We start from the raw sequence: 18369 nt of genomic DNA, 5'->3' as shown, positions 1-18369 counted from the left end.
AACAGATGTCTGCAAGCTCATATTTACATCGTAACTATTTCATGACTACATCATAATCACATCAAATTGTTCCTGACTGTAAAGCTGCTCTGTCTGTACTTTGACCTGTTTACCCACAAAAATTTCTACTTCTGCCAATGCGTGAGATTCATCTCCTTTCAGGACTTCACTAACGGCAGGAGAGGCGTAAACCAGAAAACGATCTGCATTAATGGCACGATTAACACGCACTATTTCACGCAATATTTCATAACATACGGTTTCAACCGATTTCACTGTGCCGCGTCCCTGACAAGTCGGACAGCTATCACACAATATATGTTCGAGGCTCTCCCTTGTACGCTTGCGCGTCATCTCCACCAGCCCCAGTTGAGAGAAGCCATTGATGGTTGTTTTCACACGATCTTTACTTAATGCCAGATCCAAGGAAGCCAATACACGACGACGATGCTCTTCATTATCCATATCAATAAAATCAATGATAATGATACCACCCAAGTTGCGCAGCCTTAATTGTCGGGCGATGGTTTGTGTTGCTTCAATATTGGTACTAAAGATAGTTTCTTCCAAATTACGGTGCCCGACAAAAGCCCCTGTATTAATATCGATTGTGGTCATGGCTTCTGTCTGATCAATAATCAGATAACCACCCGACTTTAATTCCACTTTACGCTCTAGCGCCCGCTGAATTTCATTTTCCACGCCATAGAGATCGAATATTGGTTGCTCCCCCTGAAAATATTCCAGCTTGGCGTTCATCTCAGGAATATATTCATCAATGAACTCTTGCAATTGAATAAATGTCTGGCGCGAATCAACCCGAATGCGATCAAGGGAAGCACCGACAAAATCACGCAAAATACGCTGAGCCAGAGCCAGTTCACCGTATACTTTATTTTTGGTGATATTACGTTTCTTGCGCTCAATGACCTTACTCCACAAGCGCTTTAAAAATGCCGCATCCTGCGCAATTTCTTCTGCTCCCACACCTTCGGCAGCAGTACGGATAATAAACCCACCATGTTCATCACAGTAATCTATGACAATGCTTTTCAGACGTTCACGTTCTTGTTCACTCTCGATTCGCTGTGAAACACCCACATGCGATGCTCCCGGCATAAATACCAGATAACGTGATGGTAAAGTGATATCCGTAGTCAAACGGGCACCTTTTGTACCAAGGGGATCTTTCACTACCTGAACAATTAAATCCTGTCCTTGGTGTACCAACTTGGAAATATCCCTGACATGGAAATTTTTCCGTTCCTCACCTGCAATACATTCAGTATGAGGCATAATATCTGAAGCATGCAAAAAAGCGGCCTTTTCCAGTCCGATATCCACAAAAGCCGCCTGCATTCCGGGTAAAACCCGACTCACGCGACCTTTATAAATATTCCCGACAATGCCCCTTCTGGCTTCCCGTTCAATATGGATTTCTTGCAATACACCACCATCAATATAAGCAACCCGCGTTTCGGATGGCGTTACATTGACTAATAACTCTGCTGTCATGAATAATTTTTCCCGTCAGCTAACGCTAAAAATCGTGTGATTAATTCATACGTTTCCACCAGTGGCAAGCCAACAACAGCATGGTAACTGCCATTTATTTTTCTGACAAAACAACCGCCCTTACCTTGAATGCCATAAGCTCCGGCTTTATCCATCGGCTCCCCAGTTGCGATATATTCCTGTATTTCCCGTTGGGATAACTGGCGGAATGTCACATCTGTAATGACTGTTTCGCTGAGGACGCATTGACTGTTCGATAAAGCAACAGCGGTTATGACTTGGTGGCTCTGGCCTGATAAAGCACTGAGCATTTTTGTGGCGTGTAGCTGATCGCGAGGTTTTTCCAAAATACGGTTATCTAATACGACAATAGTATCAGCCCCCAAAACAGGGTAATCATGCGGTGCCAGTGCAACCCCGGCCTGAGATTTTTCTCTGGCCAGTCGAGTAACATATTGCTGCGGAGACTCTCCTTCACGCCATTTTTCTTCGACCTGAGGTGTCAGGATCTCAAAATTAAAATCTAACAATCCCACCAACTCACGCCGTCTTGGTGAGCCAGAAGCTAAATAAATGGTTTTCATTGTGAGTCATCCTTAGAGCCTATCCCAGTAAACTATTTTATTTGCAGTAGGCTCTTAATATCAGTTCATTTAATACAGAAACCGCCTTTAGCGAACTGAAAATTGACGGCGGATTTTCCGCATTAATAAGAATAGCCAGGGCCAGAGAATACCATTGACCAAACCATTCCAGAACACTTCAGGATGGAAGGTTGTCTTCGGTAATAAAGCATGGGCTAAGAAAACACAAATGTTCATCAATGTTGAAAGCCCCATGACAACCAAAGCTTGCTGCCAAAGAGCCATATTCCGAATAAGCTGAAATTTGAAGGCCATCAAAAAACTGATCAGGCTAAACGCCAGAGCATGTGCTCCCAGAATACTTCCATGCAATAAGTCAATGATGAGCCCCAACACAAATCCGGTGCCGACACTGACACGATGGGGAAGTGCAAGCAGCCAGTAAACTAAGCACAACATTAATAACGTGGGCCGGAACATAAAAAACTGTTCCGGCCACGGCATAATTTGTAACACTATTGCTATCAGGAAAGATAACCAAATGACCCAACGTCCTTTGCTATGGTACTGGCTCATTAGCGATTTCCTGTAGCTGTTGATGGCGGTTTTGATGATGGCTTTTCTGCCGATGTTGTTGCTGATGGCGCTTGATTTTCCCCTTTCGCTTTATCCGTACCCGCCTTCGGCGTCAGCAATTGTGGTTGTTCTGCTGATGGATTAGGCAGTACTTGTGGCAACATCTGCATCAAACGCTCATTGGCTGCACGGTAGACTTCCGAAGGTGGCATGGGTTCAGATGGGTTATTATCAGCCCCCCACAATAGCAGCAGATAACGTAAGCGTCGCAATTCAGCCAATGGGCGCGCATGGATAACAGCATGAGCCCGCTGATTGTCTATTTTGACAGAAGAAACTACTGCTACGGGATAACCTTCCGGGAAACGTCCCCCGAGACCGGACGTCACTAAAACATCACCGACACGAATGTCCGTATCACTTGGCAGGGGTTCTAACTGAAGGTCGTCCGAACAGCCCGTGCCACCGGCAATCACACGAACATCATTGCGCAGCACCTGCACAGGCAGTGCATGAGTTGGATCGCAAATTAGTAATATCCGGCTGCTCAACTGACTCACCGAAATAACTTGCCCCACAACTCCCCGATCACTGATGGCGGGTTGCCCTTCATATACCCCATCTTTGGCACCTTTATCGATGACAACTTGATCACGATAAGGATCCATACCCCCTGAAAGCACCTGAGATACCATCATATGTTCATCACGGCGCAGCGGCGATCCCAGTAATTCACGCAGACGGGCATTTTCATGCTTCAGTTGATCCAACAGTAACAGCTTACTGCTCTGCAACCGCAATTCATTACGCAGGGTACGATTCTCCAGCTCAAGGTGATTGTGGCTGGTCAACGATTCAGAGATACCGTCCAAAAATTGGCGCGGCCCATTAGCAAGAAAATAGAAAGGACTCACAGCCGTATCCATATAGCTACGGACTTTATTGAAAACACCAAGGCGGCTGTCTACCACAACCAAAATAATGGCAATAATAACAGCAAAAAAGAGTCGTAATTGCAGAGAAGGTCCCCTGCTGAAAATCGGCTTCATAAATTGCGCATTGTTGAGCTGTATTGTCTCATACGAGGTAAAACTCCCAAACAGTCAGCAAGGAGGCATTCGTAAAACACACCAAGCCCCCCAGCTTGCAGAGTTATTTTCAGTCTTCGCTGAACAGATCGCCACCATGCATGTCGATCATTTCCAGCGCCTTGCCACCACCACGGGCAACACAGGTAAGTGGGTCTTCAGCTACAATGACAGGAATGCCTGTTTCTTCCATCAGCAATCTATCAAGATTACGCAACAACGCCCCACCACCGGTCAATACCATACCCCGTTCAGAGATATCGGAAGCCAATTCTGGCGGACACTGTTCCAGAGCCACCATGACCGCACTGACAATACCAGTCAATGGTTCTTGCAGGGCTTCAAGAATTTCATTGGAATTCAGAGTAAAGCTGCGAGGCACACCTTCTGCCAGATTCCGGCCACGCACTTCAATTTCATGTACTTCATCCGTTGGGTAGGCAGAACCGATTTCGTGTTTAATACGTTCTGCTGTTGCTTCCCCAATCAGGGAGCCATAGTTACGACGAACGTAGTTGATGATAGCTTCATCAAAACGGTCGCCACCGATACGGACAGAAGAAGAATAAACTACCCCATTGAGGGAGATAACGGCAACTTCAGTGGTACCCCCACCAATATCTACTACCATTGAGCCTGTTGCCTCAGAAACTGGCAGACCTGCACCGATGGCGGCCGCCATTGGCTCTTCAATCAAAAATACCTCGCGGGCACCTGCGCTTTGGGCAGATTCACGAATGGCACGGCGCTCAACCTGAGTCGCTCCTACAGGTACACAAACCAGTACGCGCGGACTTGGGCGCATAAAACTATTGTTGTGAACCTGTTTAATAAAATGCTGCAACATCTTTTCCGTGACATAAAAATCAGCAATCACCCCATCTTTCATTGGACGGATAGCTGCGATATTACCCGGAGTTCGTCCCAGCATCTGCTTTGCTTCAAGTCCTACTGCTGCAACGCTTTTTGGTGAACCCGCTCTGTCCTGCCGGATAGCCACAACAGAAGGTTGATCCAATACTATTCCCTGACCTTTGACATAAATAAGGGTATTGGCAGTACCCAAGTCAATGGACAAGTCGTTGGAAAACATGCCACGAAATTTCTTTAACATAACGAAAGGATAATCCTGCAAGCTGGGGACGGAGATTGTCCGTCTACTCTACCAACCACATGAAGCAGCGACAAGGCGCATGGTTAACTACTTTTACTACTTCAATAAAAGTGGCTACGTTATTCACATCAGAAATACGATATTCTACGTTACTTTTCTCTAACGGAGCAGAAAAAAACTGCATAAAAATAGGCTAATTTCACCAATAACCTCATCACAACATCCCAAAATGACCTAATGAATCAAAAAAACAACATTATAGTGCATATTGAAATGCAGCTACCCCGCTTTTCAGGTTTCTATATTGCCCTATCATCATTTCAGCAAGTTCAACCAAAATTCATATTCTCTCAAAAATTTTGTTCTTCCCCATGAAAGTAATAAAGTCTGTTTTAAGTATAAAAGTAATAGATGAATTTGGTGATAATTACGGTAATCTTTACCCAAATATCGTCACTTTCAGCGGCAATCGAAAAAAATAAGGATTATTCTGAACCCATTATCTAAGACACTCTCCTTATTGTTATCCTGTATATTATTATCTTTTACGGTGCCATCCTGAACAAAAATAAGTAACCACAGTTTTACCACTCTCTATCACAATATTGTTGCCTGCCCGTTTCAGCTCATCAGATTTTATCTATATTGTGGTGAAATAGCGTGATTGTGGTGAAATATCGTGGTGAAACATTGTGGTGAAACAAAAATTATGGTGATGCCAAACAGGTAATGGTGTCAGATAGATATCCATCCGGAGAATGCACATGAAAGCCTTATTACTTGACCAACAAGAAACATTGTCAGCATCCATCCAAGATATTGATGCATCTCAGTTGCCATCAGGTGATGTGACCGTTGATATTCATTGGTCAACGCTTAATTACAAAGATGCCCGGGCCATTACCGGTACAGGGAAAATCGTCCGTCAATTTCCGATGGTTCCAGGAATAGATTTTTCCGGTGCCGTTCATCACTCAGAAGATCCCCGTTTTCATGTCGGCCAGCATGTTTTGCTGACTGGATGGGGTGTAGGAGAAACCCATTGGGGTGGGTTGGCAGAACAAGCGAAAGTGTCTGGAGACTGGCTGACACCATTACCACAAGGATTAAATACCAGACAAGCCATGATCATCGGCACCGCAGGCTTTACCGCTATGCTATGTGTTATGGCACTGGAACAAGGGGAAGTGACACCTGAAAATGGAGACATTGCCGTCACAGGTGCCAGCGGTGGTGTGGGTAGTACAGCGATTACCCTGTTGTCACAATTGGGTTATTCCGTTGTCGCAATCAGCAGTAAACCTGATAGTCATGATTACCTTCTCTCACTGGGTGCAAAAGAAGTTTTACCCACCAGTGATTTCAACCGACCATCTCGTCCGTTGGAGAAACAACGTTGGGCGGGTGTCATTGATACCCTTGGTGGCACGGTATTAGCGACTTTATTAGCACAAGTAAACTACAACGGGGTGGTCGCGGCCTGCGGTCTGGCGAGTGACAGCCAGCTTTCTGCCACCGTGATGCCCTTTATTTTGCGCAATATTCGTTTACAGGGCGTTGAATCGGTCACCGTTGCCGCCTCAAAACGCCCTGCCATTTGGCAACGGTTGCAAAAACTACTTCCCGATTCCTTTTATCAGCAAACTGCCAATGAAATCACATTAGAACAAGTGTTCGAGCACGCTAATAAATTGATAAACAATCAGTCTACTGGCAGAACCATCGTGAAAATGCGCTGATAAGACCAGTATTTAGCTGCTAAATGCCTCGATATGTTTATAATGTCGGACTTCATCGTCAGATTTACAAATCTATCTATCAGAAAGAGATGACAAACCGTCAACATCGAGTTATCTTGGTCGATTGTTGACAGATTGCCGGAGATACCAGCACAATGGCATACAAGTTTCGCATTTTACTCTTGAATGGCCCCAACCTGAACCTGTTGGGAACACGAGAGCCAGAGACCTACGGCAAGTTAACGCTTGATGATATCGTTAACAAACTGTCAAAAGAAGCTCACCAATCGGGGGTTGAATTATCCCATCTGCAATCCAATGCAGAATCTGAACTGATTGGGAGAATTCATTCAGCGCGGGGACATACTGATTTTATTTTGATTAACCCCGCAGCATACACGCATACCAGCGTGGCACTACGCGATGCTCTTCTGGCGGTGAATATCCCATTTATTGAAATTCACCTCTCCAACGTGCATGCCCGTGAACCATTCCGCCATCACTCATATCTTTCTGATATTGCAGTGGGCGTAATCTGCGGGTTAGGTGCAGATGGTTATAGTTTCGCATTACAGGCAGCGGTCAACCGCTTGTCAACATCCAACTAATTTATATAAGAGTACGGAATCACACTCATGGATATTCGTAAGATAAAAAAACTGATTGAGCTGGTCGAAGAATCTGGTATTTCTGAACTGGAAATTTCTGAAGGTGAAGAATCAGTGCGCATCAGCCGCACAACCGTTGCTCCAGCAATGCCAGTAACTCAGCAATATATCTCTGCGCCTGTTCAGCAGCCAGTACAAACCGCTGCTCCAGCCGCCGCTGACAAGCCTGCGGAAATTAGCGGTCACATAGTTCGTTCCCCGATGGTCGGTACTTTCTATCGTTCACCAAGCCCTGATGCGAAACCTTTCATTGAAGTCGGCCAGCATGTTAATCAGGGTGAAACCCTGTGCATCGTTGAAGCGATGAAAATGATGAACCAGATCGACGCTGATAAAACCGGCGTAGTAAAAGCCATTCTGGTTCAAGACGGCCAACCTGTTGAATTCGACGAGCCACTGGTCATCATCGAATAACGAGGCGTCCCCATGCTTGAAAAAATAGTCATTGCTAACCGTGGTGAAATTGCACTGCGTATCCTGAGAGCCTGTAAGGAACTTGGGATCAAAACCGTTGCTGTGCACTCTTCGGCAGATCGTGACCTGAAGCACGTCCTGCTGGCAGACGAAACAGTCTGCATCGGCCCTGCGGCATCAGCAAAAAGTTACCTGAACATTCCCGCCATTATCTCAGCAGCGGAAATTACCTGCGCACAGGCAATTCATCCGGGTTATGGTTTCCTGTCTGAAAACGCTGACTTTGCTGAACAGGTCGAACGTTCCGGTTTTGTTTTCATCGGCCCGAAAGCGGACACCATCCGTTTGATGGGGGATAAAGTTTCCGCTATCAGTGCGATGAAAAAAGCGGGTGTTCCTTGTGTTCCCGGCTCTGATGGCCCATTGGGTGATGATGCCGAGAAGAACAAAACGATTGCAAACCGCATCGGTTATCCGGTGATCATCAAGGCATCAGGCGGTGGCGGCGGTCGTGGTATGCGTGTTGTACGCAGCGACAAAGATCTGGAACAATCCATCGCTATGACCCGCGCAGAAGCCAAAGCAGCTTTCAACAACGATATGGTGTACATGGAAAAATTCCTTGAGAACCCACGTCACGTTGAAATTCAGGTATTGGCTGATGGTCAGGGCAATGCACTCTATCTGGCTGAACGTGACTGCTCCATGCAGCGTCGTCACCAGAAAGTCGTGGAAGAAGCACCTGCACCGGGCATTTCACCAGAGCTGCGCCGCAGCATCGGTGAACGCTGTTCCAATGCCTGTATCGAAATCGGCTATCGCGGAGCGGGTACATTTGAATTCCTGTATGAAAACGGTGAATTCTACTTCATTGAGATGAATACCCGCATTCAGGTTGAGCATCCGGTGACTGAAATGATCACGGGCATTGACCTGATCAAAGAGCAGCTGCGCATTGCCTCAGGTATGCCGCTGTCAATCAAACAGGAAGATATCGAGATCGAAGGACATGCGATCGAATGCCGTATCAACGCGGAAGATCCGAAAACCTTCCTGCCAAGCCCGGGCAAGATCACCCATTTCCACTCACCGGGTGGGTTTGGTGTACGCTGGGAATCCCATATCTATGCGGGATATACCGTTCCACCTTACTATGACTCCATGATCGGCAAGCTGATTACTTACGGTGAAACCCGTGAAGTGGCGATTGCGCGTATGAAGAACGCACTGGCTGAGTTGATCATCGATGGCATCAAGACCAACATCGACCTGCAACTGGCAATCATGAATGACGAAAACTTCCAGAAAGGCGGAACCAATATCCACTATCTGGAGAAGAAACTGGGCTTGCAAGAGAAATAAAGTTTCTTTCTAAGGCTCAGACATCATTGTATTAAACAAAAAATCCCATCTTTTGCCGATGGGATTTTTTATCTCTTCAGGGGCAGGGACGGACAAGGACATTCGCACATAAAAATTACCTTTTATACCCAATGAATTTCGGGTTGTAGCCCGAAAGCAGGAGAACGCATTCCAGAGCACAGATAACTGCACGTTTATCAGATATTCTTCTTTCACAATTTGAGGTAGTATTTTGATTTTATACTGATTTCCAAGACACATTTTTCCCTGAATAAATCTGCATGTTGCCGTACAATTCCCCCCATATTGTTTCATGTAAGTTACCCGGAGAACGGATGGACAGACGATTTGTTCAATCCCATAAAGAAGCGCGTTGGGCAGTATTCCTGACGTTAGCTTATCTTGTTGGTTGGCTGCTGAGTGCCTATCTACCCAGTGATGCCATCGGCATAACTGGATTACCCCACTGGTTTGAACTGGCTTGCCTGTTGCTGCCAGCCTTATTTATCATCCTTTGCTGGTTGATGATCAAATTTATATTCAAGGATATTCCGCTGGAGGATTCTGATGCAAAGTGAAGTAATTTTGCCTCTGCTGGGATATTTGGCGTTGGTTTTTCTGCTATCAATCTATGCTTATCGCCGCCGTCAAACGGGCGATTTCCTGAATGAATACTTTCTCGGCAATCGTTCAATGGGTGGATTTGTCCTGGCAATGACAATTACTGCAACCTATATCAGTGCCAGCTCATTTATCGGAGGACCGGGCGCCGCGTATAAATATGGTATCGGCTGGGTTTTATTGTCACTGATCCAGCTGCCTGCGATCTGGCTTTCCCTGAGCGTCTTGGGGAAAAAATTTGCCATCCTTGCCCGCCGCTACAACGCGGTTACTCTCAATGACATGCTTTATGCACGTTACAAGAGCCGTTTTTTGGTCTGGATTGCCAGCCTAAGTCTGTTGGTTGCCTTTGTCGGTGCAATGACAGTGCAATTCATCGGAGGGGCTCGCTTGCTCGAAACGGCTGCGGGGATACCTTACGGCACAGGATTGCTTATTTTCGGTATTTCCATTGCCCTTTACACCGCATTCGGCGGATTCAGGGCCAGTGTTCTCAATGATGCCTTACAAGGGCTGGTGATGCTACTGGGAACTGTCCTATTGCTGGCAGGCATTATCTACAAAGCCGGTGGATTATCCGCTGCGGTCACGACTCTGCGCACAATTGATCCAAATCTGGTTTCACCCCACGGTGCCGATAATATCCTCACAGGGCCATTTATGGCGTCTTTCTGGGTCTTGGTCTGCTTTGGCGTGATTGGGCTGCCACATACTGCCGTGCGCTGTATTTCCTACAAAGACAGCAAAGCGGTTCATCGTGGAATTGTTCTTGGTACAATCGTCATGGCAATCCTGATGTTCGGTATGCATCTTGCGGGTGCGCTGGGGCGGGCAATCATTCCTGATCTGACCATCCCCGACCAAGTGATCCCGACGTTGATGATAACCGTACTGCCTCCTGTTGCTGCGGGGATTTTCCTTGCAGCCCCTATGGCAGCCATTATGTCCACCATTAATGCCCAATTGCTGCAATCTTCTGCCACTATCGTTAAAGATCTCTATTTAAATTTGTTTCCAGAACAGATCAAACAAGAGAAAAAGTTGTCTCGTATCTCCAGTTATTCCACCCTATTTCTCGGCGCATTACTGCTGCTGGCTGCATGGCATCCACCAGAGATGATCATTTGGCTAAATCTGCTGGCATTTGGCGGCCTGCAAGCCGTTTTCCTCTGGCCTCTGGTTCTGGGGTTATACTGGGAAAAAGCCAATGCTTACGGAGCGATAAGTTCAATGTTGGTAGGTGCAGCGAGCTATACGCTGCTGGCAACGTTCAATATTCATCTTCTCGGTTTCCACCCCATCGTACCATCACTATTGCTAAGTTTACTGGCATTCGGGGTCGGGAATATGGTGGGTAATAAACAAATACAACAAACCACTGTGCCTCAATAATCGCAGTGTGACTTTATTTTCACAACAAGAGAATTTTTATGCCTTGGATACAATTAAGATTAAACACCACGGGACAACAAGCTGAAGCATTAGGCGATGAGCTGGTAGAAAGTGGCGCAGTCTCAGTCACTTTTCAGGATAGCCACGATACCCCGATTTTTGAGCCTCTGCCGGGAGAAACCCGCTTATGGGGCGATACAGATATCATCGGCCTGTACGATGCTGAAACGGACATGAAAGAGGTTGTAAGCCAACTGGAGCAGGTTCCACTGCTGGGTAAGGGTTTTACCCACAAAATCGAACAACTGGAAGATAAGGACTGGGAACGCGAATGGATGGATAACTTCCACCCGATGCTTTTCGGCAAGCGTCTGTGGATATGTCCTAGCTGGCGCGAAGTTCCAGAGCCAGATGCAGTTAATGTCATGCTTGATCCGGGGCTGGCATTCGGAACCGGTACTCACCCAACAACCTCTCTTTGCCTGCAATGGCTTGATGGCCTTGAGCTGGAAGGTAAAACTGTTATCGATTTTGGCTGTGGCTCAGGTATCTTGGCTATCGCGGCGCTGAAATTAGGGGCAAAGCAAGCTATCGGCATTGATATCGACCCACAAGCGATTCAAGCGAGTCGTGATAACGCTGAACGTAACGGCGTATCTGACCAGTTAACTCTCTACCTGTCCAAAGATCAGCCCAAAGATCTCGAATGTGACATCGTGATTGCCAACATCTTGGCGGGTCCACTGCGTGAATTGGCACCAATCATCGGCTCACTGCCTAAATCTGGTGGATTCTTAGGCTTGTCTGGTGTTCTGGCTAGTCAGGCTGAAGGAGTTGCCCAAGCCTATGACAATGAATTTGTTATCGATCCGATAGCCGAACAAGAAGAATGGTGTCGTATCACAGGGATTAAAAAATAATCAATTAATACCTATTGAAAAGCGAGATTATCCACTAAAATAATTATCCAGGAGGTCTATTGGTGGTAATCCGCTCTCTTTGTGATTAGAAATGTAAGTATTAATAAATTTCACAAATAACATGTAACTATATGTTATTTAAAAAAAATAAACCTGATTTAGGAAAGTCAACTGGAAAAAATCCGTTATAAATATCGATTCGCTCAAAGTTTGGCCTTTCATATCTCGTGAAAAATGCGTAATATACGCGCCCTTAGTCACAGTTGACCACTCTTTCTTCGCTATGCGTATCGGACAATACCAGTTGAAAAACTGTCTTATTGCAGCTCCTATGGCTGGCATAACAGATCGCCCATTTCGATCTCTTTGCTATCACATGGGTGCAGGAATGGCAGTCTCAGAAATGCTTTCTTCCAATCCTCAGGTTTGGAAGACGGATAAATCCCGGCTGCGTATGGTTCATAGCGACGAACCAGGAGTTCGTTCTGTACAAATTGCCGGAAGTGATCCCGATGAAATGGCGGCGGCGGCGAAAATTAATGTCGACAATGGCGCTCAAATCATCGATATCAATATGGGGTGCCCAGCCAAAAAGGTGAATCGAAAGCTGGCAGGTTCTGCATTACTGCGTTATCCAGAATTGGTTGAAAAAATCCTTTCTGCGGTGGTCAATGCGGTAGATGTTCCGGTCACGCTGAAAATTCGCACAGGTTGGTCACCAGAAGAACGTAACTGTGTGGAAATTGCCCAATTGGCCGAACGTTGTGGTATTCAGGCTCTTACGATACATGGCAGGACACGAACTTGCCTGTTTAATGGTGAGGCCGAATACGACAATATCCGGACAGTTAAGCAGACTGTTGCCATTCCAATTATTGCTAATGGTGACATTACTGACCCGCTAAAAGCCAGAGCAGTGCTTGAATACACCGGGGCTGATGCCCTGATGATAGGCCGCGCTGCTCAGGGAAGACCCTGGATCTTTCGGGAAATCCAGCACTATCTGGAAACAGGAAAATTGCTGCCACCGATGCCCCTTGGCGACGTACAGCATTTAATGGGCGAGCATATACGAGAACTGCACGACTTTTACGGTCAAGGCAAAGGAGTTCGTATTGCACGCAAGCATGTATCTTGGTATCTCAAGGAACATGCTCCTGCTGACCAGTTTCGGCGCTCATTCAACGCCATTGAGGATGCCAGCGAACAGCTGGAGGCGTTGGAAGCATACTTCGAAAATTTTTGCGTAAATAAAGAAAAGAGCTGACAGAACTATGTTCGAACAACGCGTAAATTCTGATGTACTAACCGTTGCTACTGTAAATTCACAAGATCAGGTAACTCAAAAACCCCTGCGTGACTCAGTTAAACAAGCACTGAAGAACTATTTTGCACAACTGAACGGTCAAGACGTTAATGACCTGTATGAGCTGGTACTGGCTGAAGTAGAACAACCACTGTTGGACATGGTTATGCAGTACACCCGTGGTAACCAAACCCGTGCAGCACTGATGATGGGAATCAACCGTGGTACTCTGCGTAAGAAATTGAAAAAATACGGCATGAACTGATCCTAGTCTTAGATCATGTTGTTAAAGAAGCACTTTCCCTTTTGGGGAAGTGCTTTTTTTGTTTATGATTACCCCACAGAAAATTCCTCAACATAAAGACACGTTGCAAAGCATAAGTACCAGAAAGAAAAATAAAGATGTTTAAAATCGAGGCGTATTCAGAGCAATAGAGTTTAGTCTTATTCCTTCCATTCATATGTCCTTGGAATTATTAGATAATAAAGATATAACATCCTCTCATCAATTAGCCTCAAAAAAGTTACTAAAAATGCTAGAGTATGGAAAATTAGATATTGCTTTAGTGGATGAAAAACCTCTCAATTACTTACAAGAATTTAATTTTCACTGGCTTTATCGTGAGCCTCTGATGTTAGCATTGCCTTCTTCCCATTCAGCTAGTCTTAAAGAAAAAGTATCACTAAAATATATTACTGATTTACCCTTGTATTGGTTTTCATGTAGTACCCATTCTTCTTTCTGTCATAAATGTGAAATTTATTTCCAACAATTACCATTTAATTTAGAAAAAATTTCAAAACCCGAAGATTCTTTGATAATGTTATCTAATATAGCTAAAGGTAAAGGAATGGCTCTGATTCCAAAATCAATGTGTATAGCAACGAGAGAAGGCTTATGCTATCGTAAATTAGAAGAAACAGATAATGAATACCTAAATATTGATATCTATTTAGTAACGCGCAAAGATGAAATTAGGAGTAATGTGTTAAATATTAACAAAAATCTATTATTCATTTCTGAAAAAAATTAACTATTCTTAGATTAATATATTAATAAAAACAACTATAATTATATACCAGCATTCATTGAAGATGCTTTATTTCTTATCCATTCAGTTAATTATTGCTGTCATGAAATTCATCTGACACTAGAAAAAAACATGCTATTTAATTGATAAAACTCATAATGGTGGAGCTCTCTATTGCATAAAATTCGTTATTTTAGATCCCGAGGATTGGACCGCACATATAAATAATCACCTAATTCTTTACCATATTTACCTATCACTTATACTTAATATAAAAAACCATATTTCAGTCCCCTATTTTCTATAAAAGTAGACATTTTATAAAAAAAGCAATATGTAAAATGCCAGACCATATTATCTGACTCCTAAAAGATTATCCCTATTTAAAAATACTATATCAGACAAAAAATCAGCAACTTTTCGTATTCTTGGAGAATGTGCTAAATCTGCTTGCATTACAAGCCATATAGGTTGATCTATACCTAATTCACTTGAAACACTAATGAAACCTTCCTCATTAGCTACAAAGTGTGGGAGTACTGCTAATCCTAAACCAGCTTTTACAGCAGAAATTTGTGCTGAAAGAGAAGTTGTTGCGATAGACAATGGACGACCTTTCAATTTTTGTTCAACCCATTTGAATGCTGAGAGTTGAGATTGTTCATCGGTCCAACCAATAAAGAAATAATTTTCATATTTATCTCTGTCCCCTCCAAATGAAGTAGTTGCTAAATAATCAGCACTTCCATAAAGGCCAAATCCTAATATTCCTAATTGCCGAATAATTACATGCCCTCTCTCTGGCCTTATTATGCGAAGAGCCAAATCAGCGTCATGGCGATGTAAATTGACAGTATGGATATCAGAAATTAATTCTAATGCTAAGTCTGGATAATTTCTATGAAAGTTTGTCAAGTTTGGAATTATTAAGTTATTTGCAAGAATCTCAGTAGTAGCAATACGAACCTTGCCCGAAATTTCTGAATGCATATCAGCTTCAACCAATAAGGAATTTGCTGCATCCTCCATACATTTTGCTTTTTCTAGAAGTTCAGCACCATCTTCTGTCAGTCGATAACCAGCTTGATGACGTAGAAACAATGGCATCCCCAAAAAGGCTTCAATTCTTTCAATTTTCCTGGATATCGTCGCAATCCCTACACCAAGAAACTCCGCAGCTCCGGTTATAGTGCCAGCCCGACAAACAGCCAAAAATACACGTATATCATCCCAAATAAGAGATTGTTTAATGCGATTTCCATTTTTGGAAAACCGAATTCCGATATTATCTACATCTTTCATATTTGATATATGCCACAATGATTTTAATAAAAGCAACAGAGTCCAATTAATGAGCAATTATTTCGGAATATTCAGTATGTCAACGGCCACCTTCACTATATTGAATGTAAAATTTCTCATGGTTAAGCCGTTATTGTCATTCAATAGAAGTCTACAGTCAAAAACATTTTCTGCTTACTTTAAAATCAGTATTGAATAGTTAATTGGCAATAAGTCGCTATGAATTCAATACACATCTTAAACAATTTTTTAATACAGCATGAGAGTTCATTATGATTAAACAAAGAAAAATATTCATCACTAGTGCAGCAGGAGGTATTGGTTCCTCATTAGTTCAAGAGCTGCTGCAAGCAGGCCATTTTGTAGCTGCCGGTGACATTACATCAATTAATTCTCATGATAATGACAAAGTACCAGAGCGTTTATTACCTCTACAATTCGATATACGGGATGTAAATAACTGCAACCAAGCTATTCAAGCTGCAGTAGAGAACTTCGGTTCAATAGATACTCTAATTAATGTGGCAGGTATTTGCTATGGAGGAGATCCACTTACGTCTTCTCCTAGTGAATGGGAAGACACATTTGATATTAATGTAAAAGGTATGTTTCAAATCACTCAAGCAGCTTTGCCTCACTTACAGAAAAAAGAGCGCTCTGATATTGTAAATATATCTTCCGTATGGGGAGTTGATTACAATCCAAGTCTACTCTCATATTCTGCATCAAAATTCGCAGTAGAAGGGTATACAGGTGGTTTGCGTGAGTGGGGGCTTCCTAGAAATATACGGGTTACATCATTGCAAGTAGATAAAGTCGATACAAATTTTCGCCGTAATTTAGGCAATGCTGGGAAATTTCCTAATGAAAAACTGAAGAAAATGCTTACTCCTCAGGATATTTTTCAGGCTGTTGAATTTGTCCTCAGTACAAATTCAACAGCACATATACCATATATGCGCTTAGACGCTCCATTATGGTATCAATCATAAAAATAAGGTAACTTTATTATGAGAGTTACATCACCACTAGCTGTTATTTTTACTCTATTCGCAACTTTTTTTTGGGGTTCCAACTTCCAAGCCACAAAGATAGCACTTGAGAGCTTATCCCCATGGACTGCTTCTGTTGAACGTTTTGCTTGTGCTATCTTAGCTATTTTTATTTTCTTGTCTCTTAAAGGGGGAATACGTAGTAAGGTACTAAGGCAAAACCTTCCAGCATTCGTTATCCTTGGAACAATTGGTGTCGCAGGATTTAATGGTGCTCTGTTTGTTGGCTTACAAAGTTCAAGCCCCATCACTGCAGCGTTAATTATGGCAACAACCCCAATTTCCGCAAATATATTAGAAGCTATAATGAATCGTCGCTTCCCAAATTCAAGCCGTGTATTTGGGATGATAATTAGTCTATTTGGGGTAGCATTAGTTATTACTAATGGCCAATTATTCTATGAAGGTTCAATTCATACTACATCTAGTGATTTAATTATTTTTGCGGGTAGCCTTGGTTGGGCAATTTACACTGTGGGGACTCGTATTTTTATTACAGATGCTACACCATTAGAAACAACCAGCTGGACTATGCTTTTTGGTACAGTAGTATTAACTATTGCTGCCATTTGTATTGAATCACCACTTCCTTCTCTATTGTCAGGAAAACCTGAAAGTCATCTGGCTGGTATTTATATGGGAATAGCAGGTTCTGTTTTTGCCTATTTATTTTGGAACATAGGTATTGCAACTAGAGGTCCAGGAAAAACAGCAATATTTTTCAATTTTGTGCCAATTTTCGCTCTTGGCATACAAATAACTTTAGGTGATGCTCCAAGTTTAGCACAAGTTACTGGGATCACAATAACTATTGCCGGAGTACTATTGGGACAAGGATTTTTCTCTGCACAATTTAGACCCAAAAGATTATTAATCAAAGAATAAATACTTAACTACTTACTCATTAAGGGACTTGAAAAATGGAATTTCATAGTCCCTATCTCATCAAGACTAAATATTATAGTTGCAGCTCAAAACCATTCCCATTTCTCTCTGCAAAATCTACCCAACAACATCAATAAGCTATCCGTCATTCAGTACAACATGATATTTTAGTTCAGGGTTACATTGATAATAAAGAGTTTAAAACAAATCTAAAGTGATTAATTTTTAAACCAACAATAACTAATTAGTCACCATCAAATAAACAATGGCTATTAGAATCACGAACGCTGACATATCCAAAAAATACAAATAATTTCTCGCTAGCCCCATATGAATATCCAGCAAGTTGAAATTGATAGTAAATCATTCATTTTTTCCTGTTCCTAACAAAAATTACCTGTAACTATTCAAGCTACGACAATTAATAAAGTCTGCGGTTCAGATCTGAAAGCTGTTCATCTTGGTATGCAAGCAATTCAAAATGGTGAAGCAGAAGATGTTGATATACTCGAATCAAACGAAGCATTTGCTGCACAATCTTTGGCTGTAATTTCATCATGTGGTATTTCGCCTGAACGTATTAATCCCTATGGTGGTGCTATAGCTTTGGGGCATGCCATCGGTGCCTCAGGTTGCCGTTGAGCCAACAGAAAAACAGAAATAATTCAACATCTAAGTAAATGAGGGTATTTATATTCAAAGTGCTATTATAAAAATACTCAAAATCTATTCATGCAGGGATCATTGACATTAATGTGATAAAGGTGAGATCTCTCACCTTTTAACTCTTTTATTTCATT

General features: G+C 43.1%; 18 protein-coding genes and 1 pseudogene. 13 read left to right on the top strand and 6 right to left on the bottom strand.

The window, feature by feature from the left end:
• Positions 1–45 precede the first annotated feature (45 nt).
• The 5 genes from rng to mreB all read right to left on the bottom strand — a co-directional run bounded on the left by rng (position 46) and on the right by mreB (position 4877).
• The gene (rng, locus tag AC5JQI_RS02155; protein ID WP_493913568.1) at positions 46–1515 is read right to left on the bottom strand and encodes a ribonuclease G; all 1470 of its coding nucleotides are present in this window, start codon (positions 1513–1515) and stop codon (positions 46–48) included.
• On the bottom strand, positions 1512–2099 hold the full coding sequence (locus tag AC5JQI_RS02150; RefSeq protein WP_493913567.1) for a Maf family protein: 588 nt from the start codon (positions 2097–2099) through the stop codon (positions 1512–1514). The genes rng and AC5JQI_RS02150 overlap by 4 nt, the downstream gene beginning before the upstream one ends.
• Positions 2100–2186: 87 nt before the next feature.
• Positions 2187–2675, bottom strand: coding sequence for a rod shape-determining protein MreD (gene mreD, locus AC5JQI_RS02145; RefSeq protein WP_092549227.1), 489 nt, complete (start codon positions 2673–2675; stop codon positions 2187–2189).
• Positions 2675–3724, bottom strand: a complete 1050-nt coding sequence (gene mreC, locus AC5JQI_RS02140; RefSeq protein WP_493913566.1) for a rod shape-determining protein MreC — start codon at positions 3722–3724, stop codon at positions 2675–2677. The genes mreD and mreC overlap by 1 nt, the downstream gene beginning before the upstream one ends.
• A gap of 109 nt (positions 3725–3833) precedes the next feature.
• Complete coding sequence (gene mreB / locus AC5JQI_RS02135; RefSeq protein WP_237386526.1) at positions 3834–4877, bottom strand: rod shape-determining protein MreB; 1044 nt, start codon at positions 4875–4877, stop codon at positions 3834–3836.
• A gap of 764 nt (positions 4878–5641) precedes the next feature.
• Here mreB and AC5JQI_RS02130 point away from each other — a divergent pair.
• The 10 genes from AC5JQI_RS02130 to AC5JQI_RS02085 all read left to right on the top strand — a co-directional run bounded on the left by AC5JQI_RS02130 (position 5642) and on the right by AC5JQI_RS02085 (position 14333).
• Complete coding sequence (locus AC5JQI_RS02130; protein ID WP_493913565.1) at positions 5642–6616, top strand: MDR family oxidoreductase; 975 nt, start codon at positions 5642–5644, stop codon at positions 6614–6616.
• Positions 6617–6771: 155 nt separating this feature from the next.
• Entirely contained in the window at positions 6772–7224 is a 453-nt protein-coding gene (gene aroQ / locus AC5JQI_RS02125; protein ID WP_493913564.1) for a type II 3-dehydroquinate dehydratase, read from the top strand.
• A gap of 27 nt (positions 7225–7251) precedes the next feature.
• A complete protein-coding gene (accB, locus tag AC5JQI_RS02120) occupies positions 7252–7698 on the top strand; it encodes an acetyl-CoA carboxylase biotin carboxyl carrier protein (protein ID WP_237386523.1) in 447 nt (148 codons plus the stop codon).
• A 12-nt stretch (positions 7699–7710) separates the two neighbouring features.
• Positions 7711–9060 carry an acetyl-CoA carboxylase biotin carboxylase subunit gene (accC, locus tag AC5JQI_RS02115; protein WP_493913563.1) on the top strand — a complete coding sequence of 450 codons (1350 nt, stop codon included), beginning with the start codon at positions 7711–7713 and terminating at the stop codon, positions 9058–9060.
• Between the two features lie 335 nt (positions 9061–9395).
• Entirely contained in the window at positions 9396–9638 is a 243-nt protein-coding gene (locus AC5JQI_RS02110) for a YhdT family protein (RefSeq protein WP_237386521.1), read from the top strand.
• Positions 9628–11073, top strand: a complete 1446-nt coding sequence (gene panF, locus AC5JQI_RS02105; RefSeq protein WP_493913562.1) for a sodium/pantothenate symporter — start codon at positions 9628–9630, stop codon at positions 11071–11073. Before AC5JQI_RS02110 ends, panF begins: the two co-directional genes overlap by 11 nt.
• A 38-nt stretch (positions 11074–11111) precedes the next feature.
• Complete coding sequence (prmA, locus tag AC5JQI_RS02100) at positions 11112–11993, top strand: 50S ribosomal protein L11 methyltransferase (protein WP_493913561.1); 882 nt, start codon at positions 11112–11114, stop codon at positions 11991–11993.
• A gap of 283 nt (positions 11994–12276) precedes the next feature.
• Complete coding sequence (gene dusB, locus AC5JQI_RS02095) at positions 12277–13260, top strand: tRNA dihydrouridine synthase DusB (protein ID WP_237386518.1); 984 nt, start codon at positions 12277–12279, stop codon at positions 13258–13260.
• A gap of 7 nt (positions 13261–13267) precedes the next feature.
• Positions 13268–13564 (top strand): DNA-binding transcriptional regulator Fis, encoded by a 297-nt coding sequence (fis, locus tag AC5JQI_RS02090; RefSeq protein ID WP_010847912.1) that lies wholly within the window; start codon positions 13268–13270, stop codon positions 13562–13564.
• Positions 13565–13766: 202 nt separating this feature from the next.
• Complete coding sequence (locus AC5JQI_RS02085; protein ID WP_493913560.1) at positions 13767–14333, top strand: LysR substrate-binding domain-containing protein; 567 nt, start codon at positions 13767–13769, stop codon at positions 14331–14333.
• Between the two features lie 351 nt (positions 14334–14684).
• Here AC5JQI_RS02085 and AC5JQI_RS02080 read toward each other — a convergent pair whose 3' ends face one another.
• Entirely contained in the window at positions 14685–15632 is a 948-nt protein-coding gene (locus AC5JQI_RS02080; RefSeq protein WP_493913559.1) for a LysR family transcriptional regulator, read from the bottom strand.
• 272 nt (positions 15633–15904) lie between these two features.
• On the opposite strand from AC5JQI_RS02080, the gene AC5JQI_RS02075 reads away from it, so the two are divergent.
• The 3 genes and pseudogenes from AC5JQI_RS02075 to AC5JQI_RS02065 form a co-directional block, all read left to right on the top strand.
• Positions 15905–16624: an SDR family oxidoreductase gene (locus tag AC5JQI_RS02075; RefSeq protein WP_493913558.1), complete on the top strand. Its 720-nt coding sequence runs from the start codon at positions 15905–15907 to the stop codon at positions 16622–16624.
• A gap of 18 nt (positions 16625–16642) precedes the next feature.
• Positions 16643–17569: a DMT family transporter gene (locus AC5JQI_RS02070; protein ID WP_493913557.1), complete on the top strand. Its 927-nt coding sequence runs from the start codon at positions 16643–16645 to the stop codon at positions 17567–17569.
• Between the two features lie 387 nt (positions 17570–17956).
• Positions 17957–18208: pseudogene (locus AC5JQI_RS02065) on the top strand (thiolase family protein); the annotation flags it as partial.
• Positions 18209–18369: the final 161 nt, after the last annotated feature.

This window comes from Xenorhabdus sp. XBWT (assembly GCF_059072735.1).
The sequence above is the reverse complement of the archived record's forward strand: the minus strand, read 5'-3'. Positions and strand labels throughout refer to the sequence as shown.

What these genes read in the sequence shown, in the direction of transcription:
- AC5JQI_RS02150 (WP_493913567.1), bottom strand. Translation starts at nt 2,099, where the DNA reads ATGAAAACCATTTATTTAGCTTCTGGCTCACCAAGACGGCGTGAGTTG.
- accC (WP_493913563.1), top strand. Translation starts at nt 7,711, where the DNA reads ATGCTTGAAAAAATAGTCATTGCTAACCGTGGTGAAATTGCACTGCGT.
- aroQ (WP_493913564.1), top strand. Translation starts at nt 6,772, where the DNA reads ATGGCATACAAGTTTCGCATTTTACTCTTGAATGGCCCCAACCTGAAC.
- mreD (WP_092549227.1), bottom strand. Translation starts at nt 2,675, where the DNA reads ATGAGCCAGTACCATAGCAAAGGACGTTGGGTCATTTGGTTATCTTTC.
- AC5JQI_RS02080 (WP_493913559.1), bottom strand. Translation starts at nt 15,632, where the DNA reads ATGAAAGATGTAGATAATATCGGAATTCGGTTTTCCAAAAATGGAAAT.
- rng (WP_493913568.1), bottom strand. Translation starts at nt 1,515, where the DNA reads ATGACAGCAGAGTTATTAGTCAATGTAACGCCATCCGAAACGCGGGTT.
- AC5JQI_RS02130 (WP_493913565.1), top strand. Translation starts at nt 5,642, where the DNA reads ATGAAAGCCTTATTACTTGACCAACAAGAAACATTGTCAGCATCCATC.
- AC5JQI_RS02110 (WP_237386521.1), top strand. Translation starts at nt 9,396, where the DNA reads ATGGACAGACGATTTGTTCAATCCCATAAAGAAGCGCGTTGGGCAGTA.
- mreC (WP_493913566.1), bottom strand. Translation starts at nt 3,724, where the DNA reads ATGAAGCCGATTTTCAGCAGGGGACCTTCTCTGCAATTACGACTCTTT.
- dusB (WP_237386518.1), top strand. Translation starts at nt 12,277, where the DNA reads ATGCGTATCGGACAATACCAGTTGAAAAACTGTCTTATTGCAGCTCCT.
- accB (WP_237386523.1), top strand. Translation starts at nt 7,252, where the DNA reads ATGGATATTCGTAAGATAAAAAAACTGATTGAGCTGGTCGAAGAATCT.
- AC5JQI_RS02070 (WP_493913557.1), top strand. Translation starts at nt 16,643, where the DNA reads ATGAGAGTTACATCACCACTAGCTGTTATTTTTACTCTATTCGCAACT.
- panF (WP_493913562.1), top strand. Translation starts at nt 9,628, where the DNA reads ATGCAAAGTGAAGTAATTTTGCCTCTGCTGGGATATTTGGCGTTGGTT.
- prmA (WP_493913561.1), top strand. Translation starts at nt 11,112, where the DNA reads ATGCCTTGGATACAATTAAGATTAAACACCACGGGACAACAAGCTGAA.
- AC5JQI_RS02075 (WP_493913558.1), top strand. Translation starts at nt 15,905, where the DNA reads ATGATTAAACAAAGAAAAATATTCATCACTAGTGCAGCAGGAGGTATT.
- fis (WP_010847912.1), top strand. Translation starts at nt 13,268, where the DNA reads ATGTTCGAACAACGCGTAAATTCTGATGTACTAACCGTTGCTACTGTA.
- mreB (WP_237386526.1), bottom strand. Translation starts at nt 4,877, where the DNA reads ATGTTAAAGAAATTTCGTGGCATGTTTTCCAACGACTTGTCCATTGAC.